The following is a 17,921-nucleotide window of genomic DNA, read 5'->3' as shown; positions in this document are numbered from 1 at the left end:
TTGTTTCCTGTTTAAAAATAGACCTCACTCCTACGTAAACCGGCTCAAAATTCTCCGCTAAGTTCAACCGCACTTTCGTATCCTTCCCAGCAGCATAGGTTACAAACTCGCTTTACTTTAATCCATATAAAACGTATGCTTTAATTTTTATAATATCACGATTGTTACTCCTAATTTAAATATCAAAATCTTTATGGTAGTTAAAAAAAATGAACAACGAAAAGTAGGTAGCGAAAAAGAGCCTTTTTACTATATTCCTTGTTTGGTTATTTACTGGGACTTTTGTACTGTGTTTCGTTTCAGTTGAACGCTTGTCTAAATTCCAAAGGTGAAAGGCTTGTTTTTGCCTTAAACAATCTACTAAATGACTGCGAATGCTCAAAACCCAGTTCAAAAGCAATTTCTGAAACGGATAAATTAGATGCTGCTAATTTTTCTTTCGCTTTTTCTATAATAGCATTCTGAATATACTGCTGTGTGTTCAATCCTGTCAGTGAACGAAGCATATCACTTAAATAGCGCTGTGACAATTTTAGCTGCGTACTGAAATAACTGACAGAAGGTACCCCGTTTTTCAGGCCCTTATTTTTTTCAAAATAGTCGAACAATAGTCCGTCCAAAGAAGTTATAATATTGTGATTTACTGCTTTTCTAGTAATGAATTGTCTATGGTAAAAACGATTGCTGTAATGGAGTAGCAATTCTATTTGAGCTACTAGGACATCTTGACTAAAATGGTCCATATTATTGTTTAACTCATGGGCTATTGAAGCAAACAGATGGGATATGATTTCTTTTTCATTTATGGATAAAAACAGGGCCTCGGAAACATCGTAAGAGAAAAATCCGTATCGATTTATTGTATTGCCTAATGGGTAATTTAGAATAAAATCAGAATGGAAATACAAAGCTAAACCAATATAGTTTTGTATTTGTTCTGGAGAAATAACTATTTGTTTAGGTTTTAAAAAAGCCAGCCCGCCTTCTTCAAAATCATAATATCCTTGTCCATATTTTGTTTTGCCCTTGTACGTTTTTTTGAATGAAATTTTATAAAATTCAAGACTTATTTTTTGTCCTTTTGGAAACATTTCAAGCGAAGCCTCATGGTAATCCACCACTGCAATCAAGGGGTGTAATGGTGGCGAAAGCCCTAATTTCTGGGTCAATTGCGAAATGCTTTCAATAGGTACTATGTTCGATTTTCGTTTCATTTTAAATTCCATATAATTAATGTTGCTTTGCAGGACGAATAACAATGTCTCCAACTTCAACATCTTTGGGCTGGCTGATAGCGTAAATCACAGCATTAGCAACCGCCTCGGGGCTTATTGCCAATGATTTAACAGCGTTGGAAGCGGCGGCTTTCAAATCTTTGGTATTTACGCTTTTTACAGCAAAATCTGTTTTTACATATCCAGGCGAAATACCGGTAATCCGGATGCTTCCATCCGATTCTTGCCGAAAAGCTTCGGAAATTGTGCGTACAGCATTTTTTGTTGCGGCATAAACGGCTTGTGTGGGCACAATTTTTATTCCCGAAGTTGAAATGATATTGACAATGTGTCCCGATTGTTGCTGTTTAAAAACAGGAATTGCCGCTGCCATTCCGTACAAAGTTCCTTTTATATTAATGTCAATCATTTCGTCCCAGCTGTGAACATCCAATTCGTCAACACGACTGATACCTGCAACACCTGCATTATTTACCATAACATCTAACTTTCCATATACTGTAACTGCTGCATTTACCAACCGAGCCAAATCAGCTTTATGGCTCACATCGATTTTTACAAATGCAGCTTCGCCACCCTTACTTCTAATTTCTTCAACAACCTTTTCCAAAAGTTCGGTATTTCTCGCACCTAATACAACTTTTGTTCCCTTTTCCGATAATTTTACTGCAATGGCTTTACCAATTCCTACATTTGCTCCTGTAATGGCAACTACTTTTTCTTCAAGATTTTGCATCGTATTTTATATTTTAATTCTATAGCAAAGTTCTTAGTTGTTCATTTTTAAAAAGTAACCGAATTGGTGTTTGTTGTAATCAAATTATTTTTAACGGTATAAAGTGTTGCTGGAATATTTATAGGAAGAAATGTAAGGAAATAAAAGAGAACTCGTTGTATCTAAAGTTTTTTACCTGCAGCACTAAAACACATGTTCAAATTCCCAATGATAGTAAGCTAGTTAAATATAGCCTGAACCTCGTTATAAATTTTTTCAAAATTAGACTCCAAATCTCCCGGAGAAAACTGTTTCGATTCCTTTGGTAATGCTCTTTGAATAGCCGCTAATTTAAACTGCACCTTCTGATCTTTTCCATCGGCATAGGTAATAAACTCCCCTTGCTTTAATCGAAAGAAAACGTCTGCCCTTATCTTTGGGATTTCCTTTTCTCCAGTCGTAATGCGTGTATCAAAATCAAGATTGTGTCCACGACTGATGCTTTTCGTTGGGTCTTTGATGATTTCAAAAAAGCGCTCATAGTATTTGGCGGTGTCCGGGTCATTGACCTTTCCGAAGAATTGGTAGGACAGGTTGCTTAAAATGGCTTTGCTTGCTTTGTCGCCGTACATCATATCGTTCTGTATTTTGTCCTGCATCACATAAATCGTAGAGATATTGTAGCTTCTCAATGTTGCTGGAATGCGGTGCATATTCAAAAGTCGTATGGTAGGCGCTTCTTCCATTACTAAAAAAGACGGTCGCTGCCCGCGAACACTCATTTGTTTGATAATGGTGTGCATAATCGCAGCGATGACAGGCGCATACGAAGTTTCAAATTTTGGATTGTTCACGATTGAAATCACGCAGGGATTTTCTTCGTTATTTATATCGAGTGGCACTTCATCTGCGGACAAGGTCATAAAAATCCGTTGTGTACTAATTCGTTTCAGAGCGTTTGCCAAGGTACTTTTCACACCAGCGGTCTGTCTATCTGAATCTTTGCCGCTAATAAATGCATCAGCCATCGCTCTTGAGGTGGTATTGGTTGCCAAAAACTGAATAAGGCTGTCAGTATCCAAGAATTGATAAATCGCAATTAAATGGGGTAGCGTACAATAGTTGGGATAGTCGGTTTTCAGTTTCCAAATCAAGCCACCTACCAAACCTTCAGCTGCGTCGTTGAAGAATTTTGTTGTTCCCGCTGCACCACTTTCTCTTTGTTCTAATAGGTTTTCTATTAATACCCGTGACACCTCGTTTACGCTTTCCTCGTTCTCTAAATAACGGGGTGCAATAGGATTTACCCGATGAGTGATTTTATCAAAGGAAATGACCTTAAACGGAACATCATTATCCTTAAAAAGTGGATATGCCATTTCGGTCAGTTCAAAATCTTTATAGTCGTGAATGATGCCGCAAAAGCTCTCTTTTTGGAAGTGTTTCAGAAAGCCATACACCACACTTTCGGTTTTTCCACTTCCTGCAGCACCAATGACCGATGCACCACGTTTAATGTTCGCTAATTTGAAATTTCCTTTGGTAGTCGCAAAATTAACTTGGTATTTGCTGCCGCCATTTTGCGGATTTTCGGTTTTATGAAGAAAAACATAGAGTCCTGTATTAATTAATAGTAGCGGACAAACCAAATAGAGCAAAATAGACACCAATTCATTTCCTTGAGCAACGTAGAACACCAAAAATGAAAGTATAATGATATTCAAAAGAAACGCATATTTTGATATCCGAAATGTCCCATAGAAAACAGTACTGGCCAAACCAACAATTGAAAGTACTATTATGAGATTATCTATTTGCATAGGTTTTAGATTCCAATGGAACTTGATTTTATAGCCACTTCTGCACCACGTCTTAACCGTTTGAAAACTCGAAGTGCAATTTGTGCTTGACTTGTTGGTATATTTGGTATTGCTGGCAAACCTGTTTTTGTAATCATTTTGAAAGCCAATGCTTTTTCATTGGCAGGCAGTTTCATCAAAGCGGAAAAATATAGGTTTGGGTTCTTTACAAAGGTCTTTTTAGCTTTGTAGGTCTCTGCGTAATTGCGCTTATATCCAAATGTCTTATCAAATGTTTTTTCCGCTTTCGTGAAAAAAGTATCTCTATTAAAACCACGCTTCACTTTTTTTCCGTGCATCTCTACTTCAGATGCTTTGTGCTTACTTCCTGGGGAAAGGCTAACAGAATTTGAAGTATCCTTCCGGCTCACGATGATATGAATATGACTTTGATTTCCTGATTTTGGCATACCTTGAATAATCCGTTTTCCATTTTGTTGATGTGGTGCTTCTCGTTCTAGTTTAGCAATTTGCTTTTTAATTTTTTTAATATTGCCGTTCAATCTACCGTCTTGAATATTTCGTACTTCGCTTTTAAACTGAAGTATTTTTGAAGCGTAAGGTTGATTTTCTTTAACCTGTTTATCTGTTCCCTTAAAGATTCTTTGATGTTCAATTTTAGCGTAGTACTTTATATCGTTTATACAAATTGGTTTACCATTAATTTCACGATTGAAAGAAGCCACATAATCTTTCATCAGCTCTCTGGTGTACTGTTTTAAATCTTGACTATTATTCTGGAGTTTACGTAATTCGTATTTTGAAGGACTTACCGTAATGGAATAAAATTTAGGTTCTTTCTTTTTTAATTTTGCGGTGTTTCCATCAATTTCCTTTACCACTTCTTCTGCAGAAATTTCATCTCCATATTGATTAAAAAAATGTTCCATATCCCGTAATTCTAAACCTTCATTTTCTTTCTCTAAATAGCCCACAAAATCAACTGAACTTTGGCTATAATTACCTCCCATTTTTTGAGCTGTGATGATGATGTACATAGCACAAATATTTATAGTTGGTTACTCGGGTTTTGCTTTTCTCGAAAGCGTACTTCCTTTTTTTCTTCGGCATATTTCTTTTCTACTATCAGCGGTTTTTTGGTGGGTTCTTCTGTTTCAAAAAGGGCGTGTAGCATCGCTACCGTAGGTTTGGTTTGTGTCTTTTCGACATCTCTCATTATGGCAATGACTGCATTGATTCTTTTTAAGAGTTTAGCCTCAATGGTTCGCCCTGTCGGACCTAATTTTTCTCTTGGCGAAATTTCATTGTAGCAAAAAAAATCTAGCATTGTAGCCATCGCCTCGGTGTGCGATTTGAAGTATGTGCGTGAGAATGTTTGGAAACGTTGTGCTGTTTCCTTTTTAAATCTAATTCCAATAAATGAGTCCATAATTTCGCCGATTTGTCGCAAAATCTTCCCTAAAAATGGGCGTTTACAGCCCGTTTGTCGCAAATCGTTGATTGTTAGCAAATTAAAATATATTCAAAATGCTGATTATCAGCTATTTGAAAACGAAAAGGAATCCGAAACATCGCGCAGCGTGTTACCCTCTTGCTATTCCTTTTCGTTCGCTATAGGCGAACAAAAATCCATACAACCCAGCTCAAACGCTGATTGCCATTTTCAGGAAAATAATTTTCCGATATGTTATTTTTCGATGTGTAGGGTTACCGGCGAAAGTCAAAAAATGGATAACCTTACTTTAATTTACGTGCTGTATTTCCAGCCCTATAAAGATACGTTATTTTCTTGACTTGAATTGAATTGCATAAAAAAGCCCCACCAAAATTTAAAGGTGCCTGTTTTAATTTTAAAAATATTAGCTATTGAAAATGAAGTTCTAGAAACACAAAATTAGAAGGGCTTCGTTGTCCATCATCGTTTCAAAACACGTGTAATTTTCCGTTATGTATTTGCGAATGCCACCGCCAAATTTTCGTTCCACATCTATTTTTGAATTTTCTACAAGTTGGTTTTGAGCCTCTTCGCTCAGGTCTGTAAAATTGAGATATACCAAAGCTTTACATTTTAGTATTCGCCTGGTATCCACAGTGTATCATTTACAATAAATAAACGCCATTCATCACGTGGAAAATCAGTTACGCGCTATCCATGTTTTTTCGAGCATATTAACGCTACCACCGGTATAACTAATTTCAGCTTCATAACCTGTATCATCCTTGTTTTCTTCATCCCGTCTTTTGAAGTCTATAATCATATAATCGCTTCGGTTCATCACGCTTTTTGTGATTACGGATGTGTCCATAATCAGCCAAAAACATGCGGGACCTTCTGATAAATGTTTTAGTCCGTCGGTAAATCGAGTTCGTAATATGGAATAGCATAGCACATTACGGTACCGCGAAAATAGTATACCCCTTCTTTGATTTCGATACTTAGTGCTTGAGGTATTGGTACCTATTTATTATGGTACTCGTGGAGCACGAGAAAAAGAGCTTAAAATTGCGGTTGATATGTATAAAATGATGGCTGCTCAAGTTACTTTTAAGGTTTTAATGAAGAAAAGAGGGCGTACCTTTCGACCGTTAAGCCCTCTTTTTTTTAGTATTAGTTATCGTTTTTACTTCCTAGTAAAAGGATTTCGTTCGCTTCGATTTCCGTTATACTGCGTTGGTTTCCGTCATCGGTCGTGTAGGTCCGACTCTTAAGTTTTCCAGTTACTCCAATCATTTTACCTTTAACAACAAATTTCTCAAGGATTGTGGCAGTCTTGCCCCAAGCAACTACGGTGTGCCAGTTGGTGTCCCTTTGCTTTTTGCCTTCGCTGTCTTTGTAATACTCGTTTGTTGCGATTGAAAAACGGGCTACGTTCTTTCCGCTTTCAAGGTTCGTAACGATTGGTTCTTGTCCAACGTTTCCCGTTCATTGTACGTGATTTTTAGAATACTCATCATAACATATTTAGGTGATTTATAGCTCCCCTATGGATTTAAAACAGATTAAATTTTAAGGGGTGTTTGTTCTTTTCTTATGTGTGTAACACCATGGATAAAGTGGGTTTGGTCAAGACTTTTAGAGAATAAATCAGGTGTGTTTGCGACGTAGTAAAACCCTTGGGTTTTCAAGGAAGTAGAAACCTTATTTTTTACTAAAACTTGTATAGTCTTGACAAGTTCCATAAGGGCATTAGCAATTCTTTTAAACGCAGTTGCGTTTGAGCGTACCGATAGTTAAGCGAGATAAGCAATTGGGGGTAATCTAGAATTGGTTCTGTCGTGCCTGTTTTTCGGTACAGCGAAAAACAACAAAGGCTTTAGCCATTAGAAACCCCTTAAAATCTATACGGAAGCGCTTCGGTTTTTAAGGATTTTCGAGTGAAGGCTCAAGAAGACTTCACCGATAATCCTGTTAAGAAAATCGAGAAGGTGGCTTTCTGTTGAAAAAGCGGACTTGATTCACGATTTTTGCTCAGGAATGTAGTGTTCCTTCCCAGAGCATCGGGAAGGAGTAACGGAATGGAAAGCTGAAATTGGGGATTGTGTCCAAGTCTTTTGTAGGGAAGCTCTTTTCACGGAATGAAGCTTTACGCGAAATGTAGGGGAATGTGCTAACCGGACTTCACATTAAATGGGTATACTAGGAATAGAGTGTTTCACTTTTTTTTAGTGGGGGGGGTAATGAAATGAAAATAGAAAACTTTATAATGGTGAAGTTCAAGGTTCAATACGTGAAAAAATAGAAAAACAAACTAAAAACACCTGATTAACAATATTTTAAACACTTTTAATTCTCTATGATTCACCAAATTGTAGACTTAAGTCAAATCAAACTATTTAAATACAAATTATATTCTTTTTATCGTTATAAAGAGAACTAATTATGGTTGAATTAGATCATACTATTATTGTTTTCTAATGATCAAAATTTCATCATTTGAAAATTCCATCCAAGCAAGATCATAAACATAATTATATATTTTCCCCTTACTATTTATATGTAAGTGTGTATGGTACTTGAAAGTAAATTTCTTTTTTTCAAGCACTACTCTATCCACAGTTATCTGTCCTTTTCTTTTACCTAAAACTTCCAAAAGAATACTTCTGTTTCTATGTAGCAGCGTATCCAATTCTTTTACTTGCCTGTCTGTGACCTTTCTTAAATTAACATGATAATAATTTTTGCATTTTACAGAACAGAATTTTTTGTCACTTCTTCCGAGAAGAATCTTATTACAAATTTTACACTTCATTTTATTTATTGTCGTAGAAAAGCTATTTAACTTATTGAATTGTAGTTTTTTAAAGCTATTCGTTTCTAACGGTTAAAGTACTATTATTTCTAACCAAGCCCAATAATGTGTTTACTTTTTAAGTACTTTTAGTTGGATCATTAAAAAAATGTAACTTTCACTGTATGCGACCTATTATAAATCAACCATTGAAACAAGCCAAGCGGATAAAGGTTTTTATACCTTATGATATGATTCAAATTAGAGAAGCTTTAAAAAAAATTGGATAGTAGTTTTTGGCATCCGCACCAAAAACTGTGGTCCGTTATCAATACAGTTGAAAATTTTGAAGCTTTAAAAAAATTATGCCATGGAAATTATAAAATTGAAAAAGAGGTTCGTTTTACTGCTGTACCTAGTGTTGAGCTAAATCAAAATGCACTAGGATCACTTTTCGAACTTGAGAAGGCCTTAGTTTTAAAGCAGTACAGTGATTCAAGTATTCAAGTTTATAAAAAAATGTTCAGTGTTTTTTTAGGGAAATTTATGCACCGTAATCTTAAGGATGTCACAAAAGAAGATATTGAAGGTTTTGTATATGAACTTATTAAAAAGAGTAAGGTTAGTGAAAGTTATCAAAATCAATTAATCAATGCCATTAAAGCCTATTATGAACATGCGCTTAAGATGCCCAGAGAATATTATGATATTCAAAGACCAAAAAAAGCAGTATCTATACCGAATGTATTGAGTAAAAAAGAGGTGCTAAATATTATTCAATCTCCCGAAAATATTAAACACAAAGCTATTTTACATACCATTTATGGTAGTGGCTTGCGCATATCAGAACTTTTAAATTTAAGAATTGTAGATGTTCATTCAGATGATGGTTATTTATTTATAAAGGATAGTAAAGGTAAAAAAGATAGAAAAACGATTTTACCCAATCAGTTATTGCTATTATTAAGAACATATTATAAAGCATATAAGCCATCTTATTGGCTATTTGAAGGGCAGACAGGGTGCAAATACAGTACTAGTAGTATACGATCTATATTTAGAAAAGCAGTAAAAGACACCAATTCTAATCCATGGGCAACCGTACATACCTTACGCCATTCATTTGCTACCCATTGCATAGAGAACAATATAAATATTCGCCATTTACAGAATATGTTAGGGCATAGTTCGCCTAAGACAACTGAAATTTACACCAAAACAATTGAAATTAATAATAAGACCATAACAAGCCCTTTGGATTCTTTATTAAAAAAGAATACATTGCATGGATAAACGATATAACTACAATAGGAGTACAATTCATTGTAGTTATACAAGTGTTCTACACAATTATAAACAAACATTGTGCTTAACATTAAAATTTTAGAAATATGCCATTAGAAGTTGGACAAAAAGCGATTTTCACTCTGCCAAACGGAAAGCAAGAAGAAGTGACTATATTGAAAAGAGCAATTGATTATGAAAAAGGATACATCGACGAATTTAATGTTAAAGGTAATTTTGATTATTTTGTATCAGTAATTAGAAACTCAAAAACAGAACAAATTTTTTGCAACGAAAGTGAATTAACCCAATATGAATAAAAGAGATTATTATTCGGTACGTACTGGTAAAATCAAGCCGAATGAATTAATCGACTTGAAAATTTTAAAAAAGCTATTCCTAATCATCTATCGAAAATTGGAAGACGATGGTTATTTCCAAAGATATTTCGGATATTATTGTGTTGACCAAGATGAAGTCGCTGGAGAATTAGGAATTGATTTGGACTCTGTTCTTTTTATCCACTTAAAAAAAGAAAATCTTTATCCAATTCATTCACAGATTGAGAGCTACAGCGAAGATGACTTATTCGATGTTTTGGAATTTCTTCACGATTACTGTTCAAAACCTATCGATGGTTATTATCACCAGCACAATGGCTGTGGCTATCATTACGAAGAATTTAATGACAAAGAAGGTCAACAGCATTTTAGGTCTCACGTAAATCCAATCTTAAAAGATTTTGATAAAGGATTTGAAATATCAGATGATGGAGAAATTTTACAACTCGCAGATGCTGGATTATCCTTTCTTTATGACGCAGATGTACCAACTAAAGACAGCGAAAATATTGAAAGTAAGATTAATAAAGCTGTCTTAAAATTTAGAAGATATAAATCCACAATGGACGACAGACAAGAAGCAATTCGTGAACTTGTCGATGTACTTGAATTTTTAAGACCAAAAGCCAAAGAATATTTAGAAAGCAAGGACGAATCTGACTTATTCAATATTGCTAATAATTATGGAATAAGGCATCACAATGACAAACAGAAATCAAAATACGATAAAGCAATTTGGCACAGTTGGATGTTTTACCATTACCTTTCGACAATTCACGCATTATTGCGAATAATCAAGAAACGTGAAAAATAACTGTGTAGAACAACGTATATAGCTCATAGCTAATTAGTTGCTTAATCGAAGTTAAGGCATATTTGGAAAGTCGCCAAATTTTTAAATTTGACGATTTTCAAGAAAAAAGATAAATAGTAAAATTTAAAAATCTGGCTTGTGCTCAACCGAAAGGAAACAGCCTTTTTGCACGCTACGAGCCATATACAAGACCGTTGTACACAATTGCTCAAAAAACGCAAAGAATTAATTTATAAATTCCCAAATAACAAACTCAACTATTAATGATAACCAAAGAGCCTAAAGATTGGCAAGATTTACAAAACAAAGTCAATTTAATCCTAAATGATATAGGCTTGGACTCTAATAAAGAGGTTGAATTAAAAACCCCAAGAGGAACAGTTGAAATTGATGTATATGCAATTGACCCTAAAAGCATTGATAAAATTAAATATATAATTGAATGCAAAAATTGGAATAACAAAATTCCTCAGACTGTAATTCATAGTTTTATCACAATTATGAATGAAACTGGAGGAAATATAGGTTATATAATTTCAAAAAAAGGATTTCAAAAAGGAGCTCTAGAATACTCAAATAGCACTAATATTAGATTATTCTCTTACATTGAATTTCAAGAGCACTATTTAATGCTTTGGTATGAAAAGAGATTTGCAAAAAGCATTTATGAAATTAGCTCTGATTTGATTTCATATACAGAACCAATAAACTCAAGAAGATTTAAATATCAAGAAAAACTTACTGATAATAGAGCCGAAAAATTTAATAACCTATTAGATAAATATTCAGATTTTGTCACGATGTTAATTCTTATAGGTTCTAACTCTTACAAAAGGATATTTTCAAAAGAAAAAAATACTTTTTTCAGTATTGAGAAAATTAAAGTTACCGTATTTGATTTGTTGAAAATCAAATTAGAATCTGAGAATTTCCAAGATTTGTTAATTGAATTGAATGGTATAATAGAAGATAGTATTTCTGAATTTAATAACGTGTTTGGGAAAAATATATTTGCTGATGAAAATTAACTGTGTACAACACGGTGTATAAAACATAGCTCATAAGTGCTAAATCAAAAGGTTTGTGCTTATTTACAAAGACCGCCAAATTTTTAAATTTGGCTTTTAAGATTGATAAGTTAAAAACAAAACATAAAAATTCGGCTCTGTGTTTACCCGAAAAGCTAGCGTTTATTTACACGCTACGTTTCATACACAATACCGTTAGGTGCAATTTGAAAAATGACAAATATTCAAGCAATAAAAAAAATTGAAAGTATATTAAACTACAGTTATCATTTTACTGATTATGACTTTGGAGGAATGAACGATTTTACTGGCGAAAAATGTCCGCGTCCAGAAAAAACTGAATGGTTAGTTGAGCATTTTACAGTTTTAATGAATAGGTTAAAAGAGGAATTAAAGAAAGGACCAACAAAACCTGAATTAAATTCTTTCGTTTTATCTGAACTTAAAAAATTAGATTCAAGCTTATTTCTAAAAAGAGAGTTTGAACTATTAATATATAAATATGGAGAAATATTATTCTTTGGGTTGGGTAATAAAACAGCTTATGATTTCATAGAGAAAAACAAAAACTCACTAAATTACGTAATCTAATGGCAACTCAAATCTGTCCGAATTGTAAAGTAGATAATTTCAATTGGAAAGTTGACGAAGAAGAATCACCTCTGACAATTTGAGACTGTGGAAACTGCCAATATAGAGCATTCGAGAATGAATCTGACGAGCGGAATTGCTCAAATTGCAGAAAGAAAACGGAATCTAAATTAAAAGATAGTAAAAACGAATATTGGTGGTGTTCGAATTGTAACACAGCCAAAATAGTAAAAAGCACCTAACACTATATATAGCAAATTGGGCGATTAGTTTTTAATCCAAAAGTAATTCTCTATTTGCAAAGTCGCCAAATCTTTTGATTTGGTATTAAAAGAGAAAAATTAAAACAAAATACAAAAGATTTGGCTTGTGGCAAAACTGAAAGTAATCGCTTATTTTCTGCCCAACTTGCCATATATTTAACGTTAGCATACATTTGGTCAAAATAATAAAGACAATGCAACTTTAATAGAATCAGTTAATTCCTTTTTGTTTGGGCGAACCTTGGAAACAACTCGAATTCCATTATACAAAGTATAAAAAAGAGTAGCCAGAGATTTTAAGTCTTGATTTGTTTTTAATTGACCGATTTCCTTACCTTTCTTTAAATATTCAAAGAATATATTTATAAAATCTTGCTTATTTATTTCTAAGACTTCATTTAAACTTTCATCATTTGGGACAAGCTCAGTAATAGTATTTACAACAAAACAACCTTTTCTTTCTTTATCATTAATAGCTTCTTGAATCGCATTTTTAAAAAGTTCTGAAAATCCAATTTTAACATTCTGTTTGTTTTCAAAAAACTGAATTAACCCTTCTCTACTCTGCTTACGATAAAGTTGAAATGATTTTTTAAAAAGTTTGTCTTTGTCTCCAAAAGTATCATAAATACTTGCTCTATTAATACCTAAATGGCTTACTAAATCTTGAACAGATGTTGCAGAATATCCTTGCTTCCAAAACAAATTCATTGCTTTGACTAACACTTCATTCTCATCAAATAACTTTACTCTTGGCATATAATAAAATGTGGAAGTGATATTATCACTTCCACAAAGATAACTTACTGGAACTATCATTCCAAAAAAAGCTAAAAAAATTAGCCTAAAAGAGGGTTAATATTAATTCCTCCATCAATATTATATTCACTTCCTGTTATAAAAGAAGCATCATCGGAAGCTAAAAATGAAACCAATTTAGCAATATCTTCTGGCTGACCGAAACGTTTTAAAGGAATACGTTCTTGCATAGCTTGAGCAAAACCATTCAATTGTTCTTCTTCCATTCCCGTTTTTCCAAAAATTGGAGTGGAAACTGGTCCAGGATTAACTGAGTTTATTCTAATATTTCTAGGTGCCAATTCAGTAGCTGCAGTACGAGTATATGAATTTAAAGCTGCTTTAGATGCTGCATAAACAGCTGTATTAGGCATACCTGTATAAGCATTTACAGAAGACAGATTAATAATTGACGCTCCGTCATTTAAGATAGGTAGGAATTTCTCTGTAGTGAACAAAGCTCCTTTAAAATTTATCCCCATTTGATGGTCAAACATTTCTTCGCTTATTTGACCAACTGGTGCAGGCTGAAAAATCCCTGCATTTACAAATAAAACATCAACTTTTCCGAATTCAGATTTTACTTGTGACACCAAATCATCTATTGCTGAAAGTTTTTTCACATCAGCAACAATTCCTTTGACTCCAAGTTCTTCTGACGCTTCAGATACTTTTTCTGGATTTCTCCCTGTGATTACAACAGTTGCTCCTTGACTTTTTAATTCTTTAGCTGACGCATAACCAATTCCACTATTACCTCCTGTGACTATGGCAATCTTCCCATTTAATTTACTCATTTTTTATGTTTTTAATTATTAACAATAACAGAACGTTCATTCTGAATACAAACATACAAATAACAGAACGAATGTTCCAAATAAGTTTGAACTTAATTTGTGAAAAGAAAAAAACGTATGCTAACAATGTATAAAAAACATAGGTCAATTAAGGCATTCCGGAAGGTCTGTATTTATTTACAAAGTCGCCAAATATAAAATTTGGCATTTTCAACAAAAAAGATAAAAGCAAAATACTATATTTGGCTTAGTACCAAACTGAAACATATCGCTTATCACCTGCCCTACGTTTCTTATACTGAACGTTGTGTGCAATTTGACCAAACCAATGAAATATATTTTTTTAATCATAATTTTTTCCACTTTTTGGGCTTGTAATTCCAAAAAGGATAATGCGGTTTCAAAAATCAAAAACTCAAATCCAGAGAAAGTAATTCAGAAAAAATTGAGCGGAAAAGAAGTCGTTGCGGAATTGGAGAAATTAAGTTATTTTAATCTGACTAGCGAATCTGAATTGGAAACAGTTAAAGCTGATTTTGAAAAATCTTATTCGGACTTGAAGTTTTTTCAAGGACCAATGCGAGGAGAAACGCTGAATTTTATGGACAATCGCTATCATTGGGTAGATTGTGAGGAACTTTTTGAGATTGGTGGATTAACAGAATATTTGACTCAAGTTAAACCGACTTTTGAAAAACTAGAGCTGGAATTAGAATACGCAAACGAAAAAAGCGAACACGACCAAAATAGTTGGAAACACACAATCGAACTGAACGGAATTCAATACACAGCGTTTGAAGGACAATTTTCTGACCTGGATTGGGGAATTGCATATATCAATTTTATAGAAATGTTAAACGCTGAATTAAGAAGACAAAATTCGGACGAACAGTTTTACCCAATTAATTGCGGAAATGATGGAATGTTCGTTTTGCTAACACCAAAACAGTTTGACTTTGTAAATCGGAATTATCCTATCGACAATGAACATCCAACAACAATGGGTAATTGGAAAAGTAGAAATGGAATATAAAAAACTGCACACAACACCGTATAAAAAAAATTGCTAGTTTTAGCTAAACCAAAGTTAGTTGCTCGTTTGCTAGCTTCTGATTTTCCTTCGGAAAATCCTCGCACACAAATACGCAACTTTCCTTATACATAAACGTTACCATCAAGCGCAAATGCACTCGAATATAAACTCAATGATAGAAAAGAAAAATATAATCGGAATTTGTGGAAGTGCAAGTCAAAATTCGGGAAATCTATCTATTCTTAAGTGGATATCTGAATTAGAAAAAACTGATTTTAACATAGAAATAATAGATGATTTAACCAGTTTACCGCATTTTAGAACGGAATTAACTGACAAAAATGTCCCTGAAAAAATCATTGAATTTCGAAATAAAATCTCTAATGCAGATGGAATTATAATCTGTACACCCGAGTATGTTTTTAGTATTCCTAGTGGTTTAAAAAATATGATTGAATGGTGTGTATCAACAACTGTTTTCTCTGACAAACCAATTGGAATTATAACAGCTTCCGCAAACGGTGAAAAAGGACACAAGGAATTGAAATTGATTATGGAAACTATCCAGACAAGATTTACAGACCAGACAACACTTTTGATTCAAGGTATAAAAGGGAAAATTGACAAAAAAGGAAAAATTATTGACGAAAGTACGGAGACTGAATTAAGAAAACTGACCGAGTCTTTTAAAACTCTGATAAAAAAGCCTGCTGGTAACAATGTATAAAAAACATAGGGAAGTTTAGGCTTAACGAAAGTTCTGTGTGTGTCTATAAAGTCGCCAAATATAAAATTTGGCATTTTCAATAAAAAAGATAAAATCAAAATATTATATTTGGCTAAGTGTCAAACCCGAAGTGTAGTACTTATCTTCTGCCCTACGTGTTTTATACTAACCGTTCTAAGCAATTTGAAAAATAAACCAGTACATAAAATCCAACAAAACTTATTATTCCCTTTAGGAGTAATATTGGTCATAGTCGCATCTGTTTTTGGACTTTTATATCTGGTTGACTTTTATGGACATCCACCGAGAAGTTGGAAAAATATGATTCTTGGTATTGCAACAATAGGTTTGACCTTTCAAATCTTTCTACGCTTATCTGCTTGGGAACTTATTTTATATGATGACAAAGCTGTACTTAAAAAACCTTTTGGAGTATTTAAAAATAATCGAAAGGAATTTAAATACAACGAAATCGAAGAAGCTGGATTTCTTCAAGGTTTTCGTATGAATACCAGTCTAAGAGTTGATTTTAAATCAGGAAATAAATATAACATCTTTTTAGACAAAAATTTGATAGAGATTTCAAAGGTTTTGATTTTTCTTGAAAATTCAGATGTAAAGGTTGAACTTTATTGTGATAACCGAATTAAGAAAAAGCTAAAAAAGGATGGACTAAAAACTGCTTAGAACAATACCTATAGCAAATAGGGCATAAAGTGCTAAATTTAATGGCTTTGGCATGTTTACTAAGTCCGCCAAATCTTTTGGATTTGGCTTTTAAAATGAAAAAGATAAAAACAAAACAAAAAGCTTTGGCTACGAGCGCAGACGGAAACGAAAAGTTTCCTTGCCTGCCCTACTTGCCATAGCCGAGACGTTAGGCAACATTTAAAAAAAATCGATGACAGAATTTATCGCAATCATAATAATCATCATTGTTATTGCCTACTTTATAGGTAAAAACAAATCGAAAAAACCAATAAAACAGCAACCAAATAAAGTTTCTTCTTCAAAACCATCTAAAGTAAAACCAATAGAAAAAGGAGAAAACGTACTTTACAAAAAGAAAGGTATTAAAGCATTCGATATGAAAGGAATGTTTTATCAAAAACTGAATCCAGAAACGGACAATGGACAATTTATTGGATTCGCAAAGTGCGAAAACAATTCTCACGATATGTACGCTGTCGGAATTTATAATGGAGACGGTAAACTACTTGGTTACACACCCAAAGGAAACAAGAGATTAAATTTATCGTTGAAAGAATGGCATAACGGAAAAACGGTAACTTGGGGGAATCTACGACACGATGATTATGATGATAAATGGTATGGGACTGCATATATTCCCGTAGGCTTTACATTAGGTCAAATAGAAAAACTAGAGCGGATTTTAAAGCTAAAAAGAGAAAATGAAATTCAAATTAGGTTAAAGGAAAAGGAAACCGAAAAATATTTTGAGATTTTAAGTAAGCATCGAGAAATAAGTAAACTTTTAGCTGACATAAAAAATCCAGAGGAATTATTTTATTCATTTCCAAAAAATCTGATTCCATCAATTTCAAGTCATTTAGAAAAGGAAAAGAACTGGGAGAAACTCATAGAGTTAGAAAAATATCAGGATTTGATAAACGAACTGAGTGAGAAATTTAAAGAAACTACGTTGAAAAGAATAAACATTGCGAAAGAAAACGTTGCCTAACAAAGAACTGAGGTGAAAAACAAACAAAATCTTCGTTAAATTTAGATACTATTATTCTAGGCTTAAACTTTGGTTTAAGCTTTTTTTATGCTTGTTTTTTTATTTAAATTTTACTTAAGCTTTAAAACAGAAACATAGGTTTCATCATAAGGCATTCCTGATTTTGCAATAGCAAAACACTGTTTTAATAACTTATTAGCTACTGCTATTAAAGCTAGTTTTTTACTTTTTCCTTTATTTACTATCCGATGATATAGTTCTCTGCAAGCTTTGTTGTGTTTACAAGCATTAAAAGCACATAAAAACAAAAGATTCCGAAGCTTTCGATTACCTATTTTACTAATTCTAGCACGGCCTCTAACACTACTGCCAGATTCTCTAATTGTCGGTGTGATTCCTACATAACTACAGAGTTGTGATGCAGTTTCAAACTTATCAAAACCATCGGTAACTACAATTAAAAACAAAGCTGTTTTAAGTCCTATTCCTGGGATGCTTTGTAACAAGGTTAATTGTTCTTGTTGCTCTTGTTTAACTAAAGAAA

19 protein-coding genes and 1 pseudogene are annotated in these 17,921 nt (G+C 33.4%); 9 read left to right on the top strand and 11 right to left on the bottom strand.

Going from position 1 to position 17,921, the window contains the following annotated elements; all coding sequences use genetic code 11:
• Positions 1 to 299: 299 nt before the first annotated feature.
• The 8 genes and pseudogenes from KO500_RS16840 to KO500_RS16805 all read right to left on the bottom strand — a co-directional run bounded on the left by KO500_RS16840 (position 300) and on the right by KO500_RS16805 (position 8,020).
• Positions 300 to 1,226: a helix-turn-helix domain-containing protein gene (locus KO500_RS16840; RefSeq protein WP_252732608.1), complete on the bottom strand. Its 927-nt coding sequence runs from the start codon at positions 1,224 to 1,226 to the stop codon at positions 300 to 302.
• 4 nt (positions 1,227 to 1,230) lie between these two features.
• Entirely contained in the window at positions 1,231 to 1,971 is a 741-nt protein-coding gene (locus tag KO500_RS16835) for an SDR family oxidoreductase (RefSeq protein ID WP_215957727.1), read from the bottom strand.
• Positions 1,972 to 2,189: 218 nt separating this feature from the next.
• On the bottom strand, positions 2,190 to 3,770 hold the full coding sequence (locus tag KO500_RS16830) for a type IV secretory system conjugative DNA transfer family protein (protein ID WP_215957726.1): 1,581 nt from the start codon (positions 3,768 to 3,770) through the stop codon (positions 2,190 to 2,192).
• A 5-nt stretch (positions 3,771 to 3,775) separates the two neighbouring features.
• A complete protein-coding gene (gene mobB, locus KO500_RS16825) occupies positions 3,776 to 4,807 on the bottom strand; it encodes a MobB family relaxase (RefSeq protein WP_215957725.1) in 1,032 nt (343 codons plus the stop codon).
• 11 nt (positions 4,808 to 4,818) lie between these two features.
• Positions 4,819 to 5,199 carry a BfmA/BtgA family mobilization protein gene (locus KO500_RS16820; RefSeq protein WP_215957724.1) on the bottom strand — a complete coding sequence of 127 codons (381 nt, stop codon included), beginning with the start codon at positions 5,197 to 5,199 and terminating at the stop codon, positions 4,819 to 4,821.
• A 706-nt stretch (positions 5,200 to 5,905) separates the two neighbouring features.
• On the bottom strand, positions 5,906 to 6,076 hold the full coding sequence (locus KO500_RS17450; protein WP_252732606.1) for a hypothetical protein: 171 nt from the start codon (positions 6,074 to 6,076) through the stop codon (positions 5,906 to 5,908).
• Between the two features lie 302 nt (positions 6,077 to 6,378).
• A pseudogene (locus KO500_RS16810) lies at positions 6,379 to 6,732 on the bottom strand (single-stranded DNA-binding protein).
• 940 nt (positions 6,733 to 7,672) lie between these two features.
• Positions 7,673 to 8,020 carry a hypothetical protein gene (locus KO500_RS16805; protein WP_215957723.1) on the bottom strand — a complete coding sequence of 116 codons (348 nt, stop codon included), beginning with the start codon at positions 8,018 to 8,020 and terminating at the stop codon, positions 7,673 to 7,675.
• Positions 8,021 to 8,281: 261 nt separating this feature from the next.
• On the opposite strand from KO500_RS16805, the gene KO500_RS16800 reads away from it, so the two are divergent.
• From KO500_RS16800 to KO500_RS16780, 5 genes are all read left to right on the top strand, one after another.
• A complete protein-coding gene (locus tag KO500_RS16800) occupies positions 8,282 to 9,292 on the top strand; it encodes a tyrosine-type recombinase/integrase (RefSeq protein WP_252732604.1) in 1,011 nt (336 codons plus the stop codon).
• Positions 9,293 to 9,390: 98 nt separating this feature from the next.
• Complete coding sequence (locus KO500_RS16795) at positions 9,391 to 9,603, top strand: hypothetical protein (RefSeq protein WP_215957722.1); 213 nt, start codon at positions 9,391 to 9,393, stop codon at positions 9,601 to 9,603.
• Positions 9,596 to 10,438, top strand: coding sequence for a hypothetical protein (locus KO500_RS16790; RefSeq protein ID WP_215957721.1), 843 nt, complete (start codon positions 9,596 to 9,598; stop codon positions 10,436 to 10,438). Before KO500_RS16795 ends, KO500_RS16790 begins: the two co-directional genes overlap by 8 nt.
• A gap of 263 nt (positions 10,439 to 10,701) precedes the next feature.
• Complete coding sequence (locus KO500_RS16785; protein WP_215957720.1) at positions 10,702 to 11,466, top strand: restriction endonuclease; 765 nt, start codon at positions 10,702 to 10,704, stop codon at positions 11,464 to 11,466.
• Positions 11,467 to 11,679: 213 nt separating this feature from the next.
• Positions 11,680 to 12,057 (top strand): hypothetical protein, encoded by a 378-nt coding sequence (locus tag KO500_RS16780; RefSeq protein ID WP_215957719.1) that lies wholly within the window; start codon positions 11,680 to 11,682, stop codon positions 12,055 to 12,057.
• 440 nt (positions 12,058 to 12,497) lie between these two features.
• On the opposite strand, the gene KO500_RS16775 is transcribed toward KO500_RS16780, so the two are convergent.
• Both KO500_RS16775 and KO500_RS16770 read right to left on the bottom strand, forming a co-directional pair.
• The gene (locus KO500_RS16775; protein WP_252732602.1) at positions 12,498 to 13,139 is read right to left on the bottom strand and encodes a TetR/AcrR family transcriptional regulator; all 642 of its coding nucleotides are present in this window, start codon (positions 13,137 to 13,139) and stop codon (positions 12,498 to 12,500) included.
• Between the two features lie 20 nt (positions 13,140 to 13,159).
• Entirely contained in the window at positions 13,160 to 13,915 is a 756-nt protein-coding gene (locus tag KO500_RS16770) for an SDR family NAD(P)-dependent oxidoreductase (RefSeq protein ID WP_215957718.1), read from the bottom strand.
• A gap of 328 nt (positions 13,916 to 14,243) precedes the next feature.
• Here KO500_RS16770 and KO500_RS16765 point away from each other — a divergent pair, with 328 nt between their 5' ends.
• The 4 genes from KO500_RS16765 to KO500_RS16750 all read left to right on the top strand — a co-directional run bounded on the left by KO500_RS16765 (position 14,244) and on the right by KO500_RS16750 (position 17,377).
• On the top strand, positions 14,244 to 14,948 hold the full coding sequence (locus KO500_RS16765; protein WP_215957717.1) for a hypothetical protein: 705 nt from the start codon (positions 14,244 to 14,246) through the stop codon (positions 14,946 to 14,948).
• Positions 14,949 to 15,120: 172 nt separating this feature from the next.
• Positions 15,121 to 15,675, top strand: coding sequence for an NADPH-dependent FMN reductase (locus KO500_RS16760; RefSeq protein WP_215957716.1), 555 nt, complete (start codon positions 15,121 to 15,123; stop codon positions 15,673 to 15,675).
• Positions 15,676 to 15,858: 183 nt separating this feature from the next.
• Entirely contained in the window at positions 15,859 to 16,362 is a 504-nt protein-coding gene (locus KO500_RS16755) for a hypothetical protein (RefSeq protein WP_215957715.1), read from the top strand.
• Between the two features lie 214 nt (positions 16,363 to 16,576).
• Positions 16,577 to 17,377, top strand: coding sequence for a hypothetical protein (locus tag KO500_RS16750; protein ID WP_215957714.1), 801 nt, complete (start codon positions 16,577 to 16,579; stop codon positions 17,375 to 17,377).
• A gap of 110 nt (positions 17,378 to 17,487) precedes the next feature.
• Here KO500_RS16750 and KO500_RS16745 read toward each other — a convergent pair.
• Positions 17,488 to 17,921 (bottom strand): transposase (locus KO500_RS16745; RefSeq protein ID WP_215957713.1); only part of this gene is annotated, 434 nt, incomplete at its 5' end.

The organism is Cellulophaga baltica (genome assembly GCF_018861125.1).
Taxonomy (GTDB): domain Bacteria; phylum Bacteroidota; class Bacteroidia; order Flavobacteriales; family Flavobacteriaceae; genus Cellulophaga; species Cellulophaga baltica_A.
The sequence above is the reverse complement of the archived record's forward strand: the minus strand, read 5'-3'. Positions and strand labels throughout refer to the sequence as shown.

Bases quoted from the DNA above. Each gene is read 5' to 3' on its own strand.
- KO500_RS16795 (WP_215957722.1), top strand. From the start codon at position 9,391: ATGCCATTAGAAGTTGGACAAAAAGCGATTTTCACTCTGCCAAACGGA.
- mobB (WP_215957725.1), bottom strand. From the start codon at position 4,807: ATGTACATCATCATCACAGCTCAAAAAATGGGAGGTAATTATAGCCAA.
- KO500_RS16750 (WP_215957714.1), top strand. From the start codon at position 16,577: ATGACAGAATTTATCGCAATCATAATAATCATCATTGTTATTGCCTAC.
- KO500_RS16785 (WP_215957720.1), top strand. From the start codon at position 10,702: ATGATAACCAAAGAGCCTAAAGATTGGCAAGATTTACAAAACAAAGTC.
- KO500_RS16820 (WP_215957724.1), bottom strand. From the start codon at position 5,199: ATGGACTCATTTATTGGAATTAGATTTAAAAAGGAAACAGCACAACGT.
- KO500_RS16805 (WP_215957723.1), bottom strand. From the start codon at position 8,020: ATGAAGTGTAAAATTTGTAATAAGATTCTTCTCGGAAGAAGTGACAAA.
- KO500_RS16770 (WP_215957718.1), bottom strand. From the start codon at position 13,915: ATGAGTAAATTAAATGGGAAGATTGCCATAGTCACAGGAGGTAATAGT.
- KO500_RS16840 (WP_252732608.1), bottom strand. From the start codon at position 1,226: ATGGAATTTAAAATGAAACGAAAATCGAACATAGTACCTATTGAAAGC.
- KO500_RS16830 (WP_215957726.1), bottom strand. From the start codon at position 3,770: ATGCAAATAGATAATCTCATAATAGTACTTTCAATTGTTGGTTTGGCC.
- KO500_RS17450 (WP_252732606.1), bottom strand. From the start codon at position 6,076: ATGGACACATCCGTAATCACAAAAAGCGTGATGAACCGAAGCGATTAT.
- KO500_RS16760 (WP_215957716.1), top strand. From the start codon at position 15,121: ATGATAGAAAAGAAAAATATAATCGGAATTTGTGGAAGTGCAAGTCAA.
- KO500_RS16790 (WP_215957721.1), top strand. From the start codon at position 9,596: ATGAATAAAAGAGATTATTATTCGGTACGTACTGGTAAAATCAAGCCG.
- KO500_RS16775 (WP_252732602.1), bottom strand. From the start codon at position 13,139: ATGATAGTTCCAGTAAGTTATCTTTGTGGAAGTGATAATATCACTTCC.
- KO500_RS16780 (WP_215957719.1), top strand. From the start codon at position 11,680: ATGACAAATATTCAAGCAATAAAAAAAATTGAAAGTATATTAAACTAC.
- KO500_RS16835 (WP_215957727.1), bottom strand. From the start codon at position 1,971: ATGCAAAATCTTGAAGAAAAAGTAGTTGCCATTACAGGAGCAAATGTA.
- KO500_RS16765 (WP_215957717.1), top strand. From the start codon at position 14,244: ATGAAATATATTTTTTTAATCATAATTTTTTCCACTTTTTGGGCTTGT.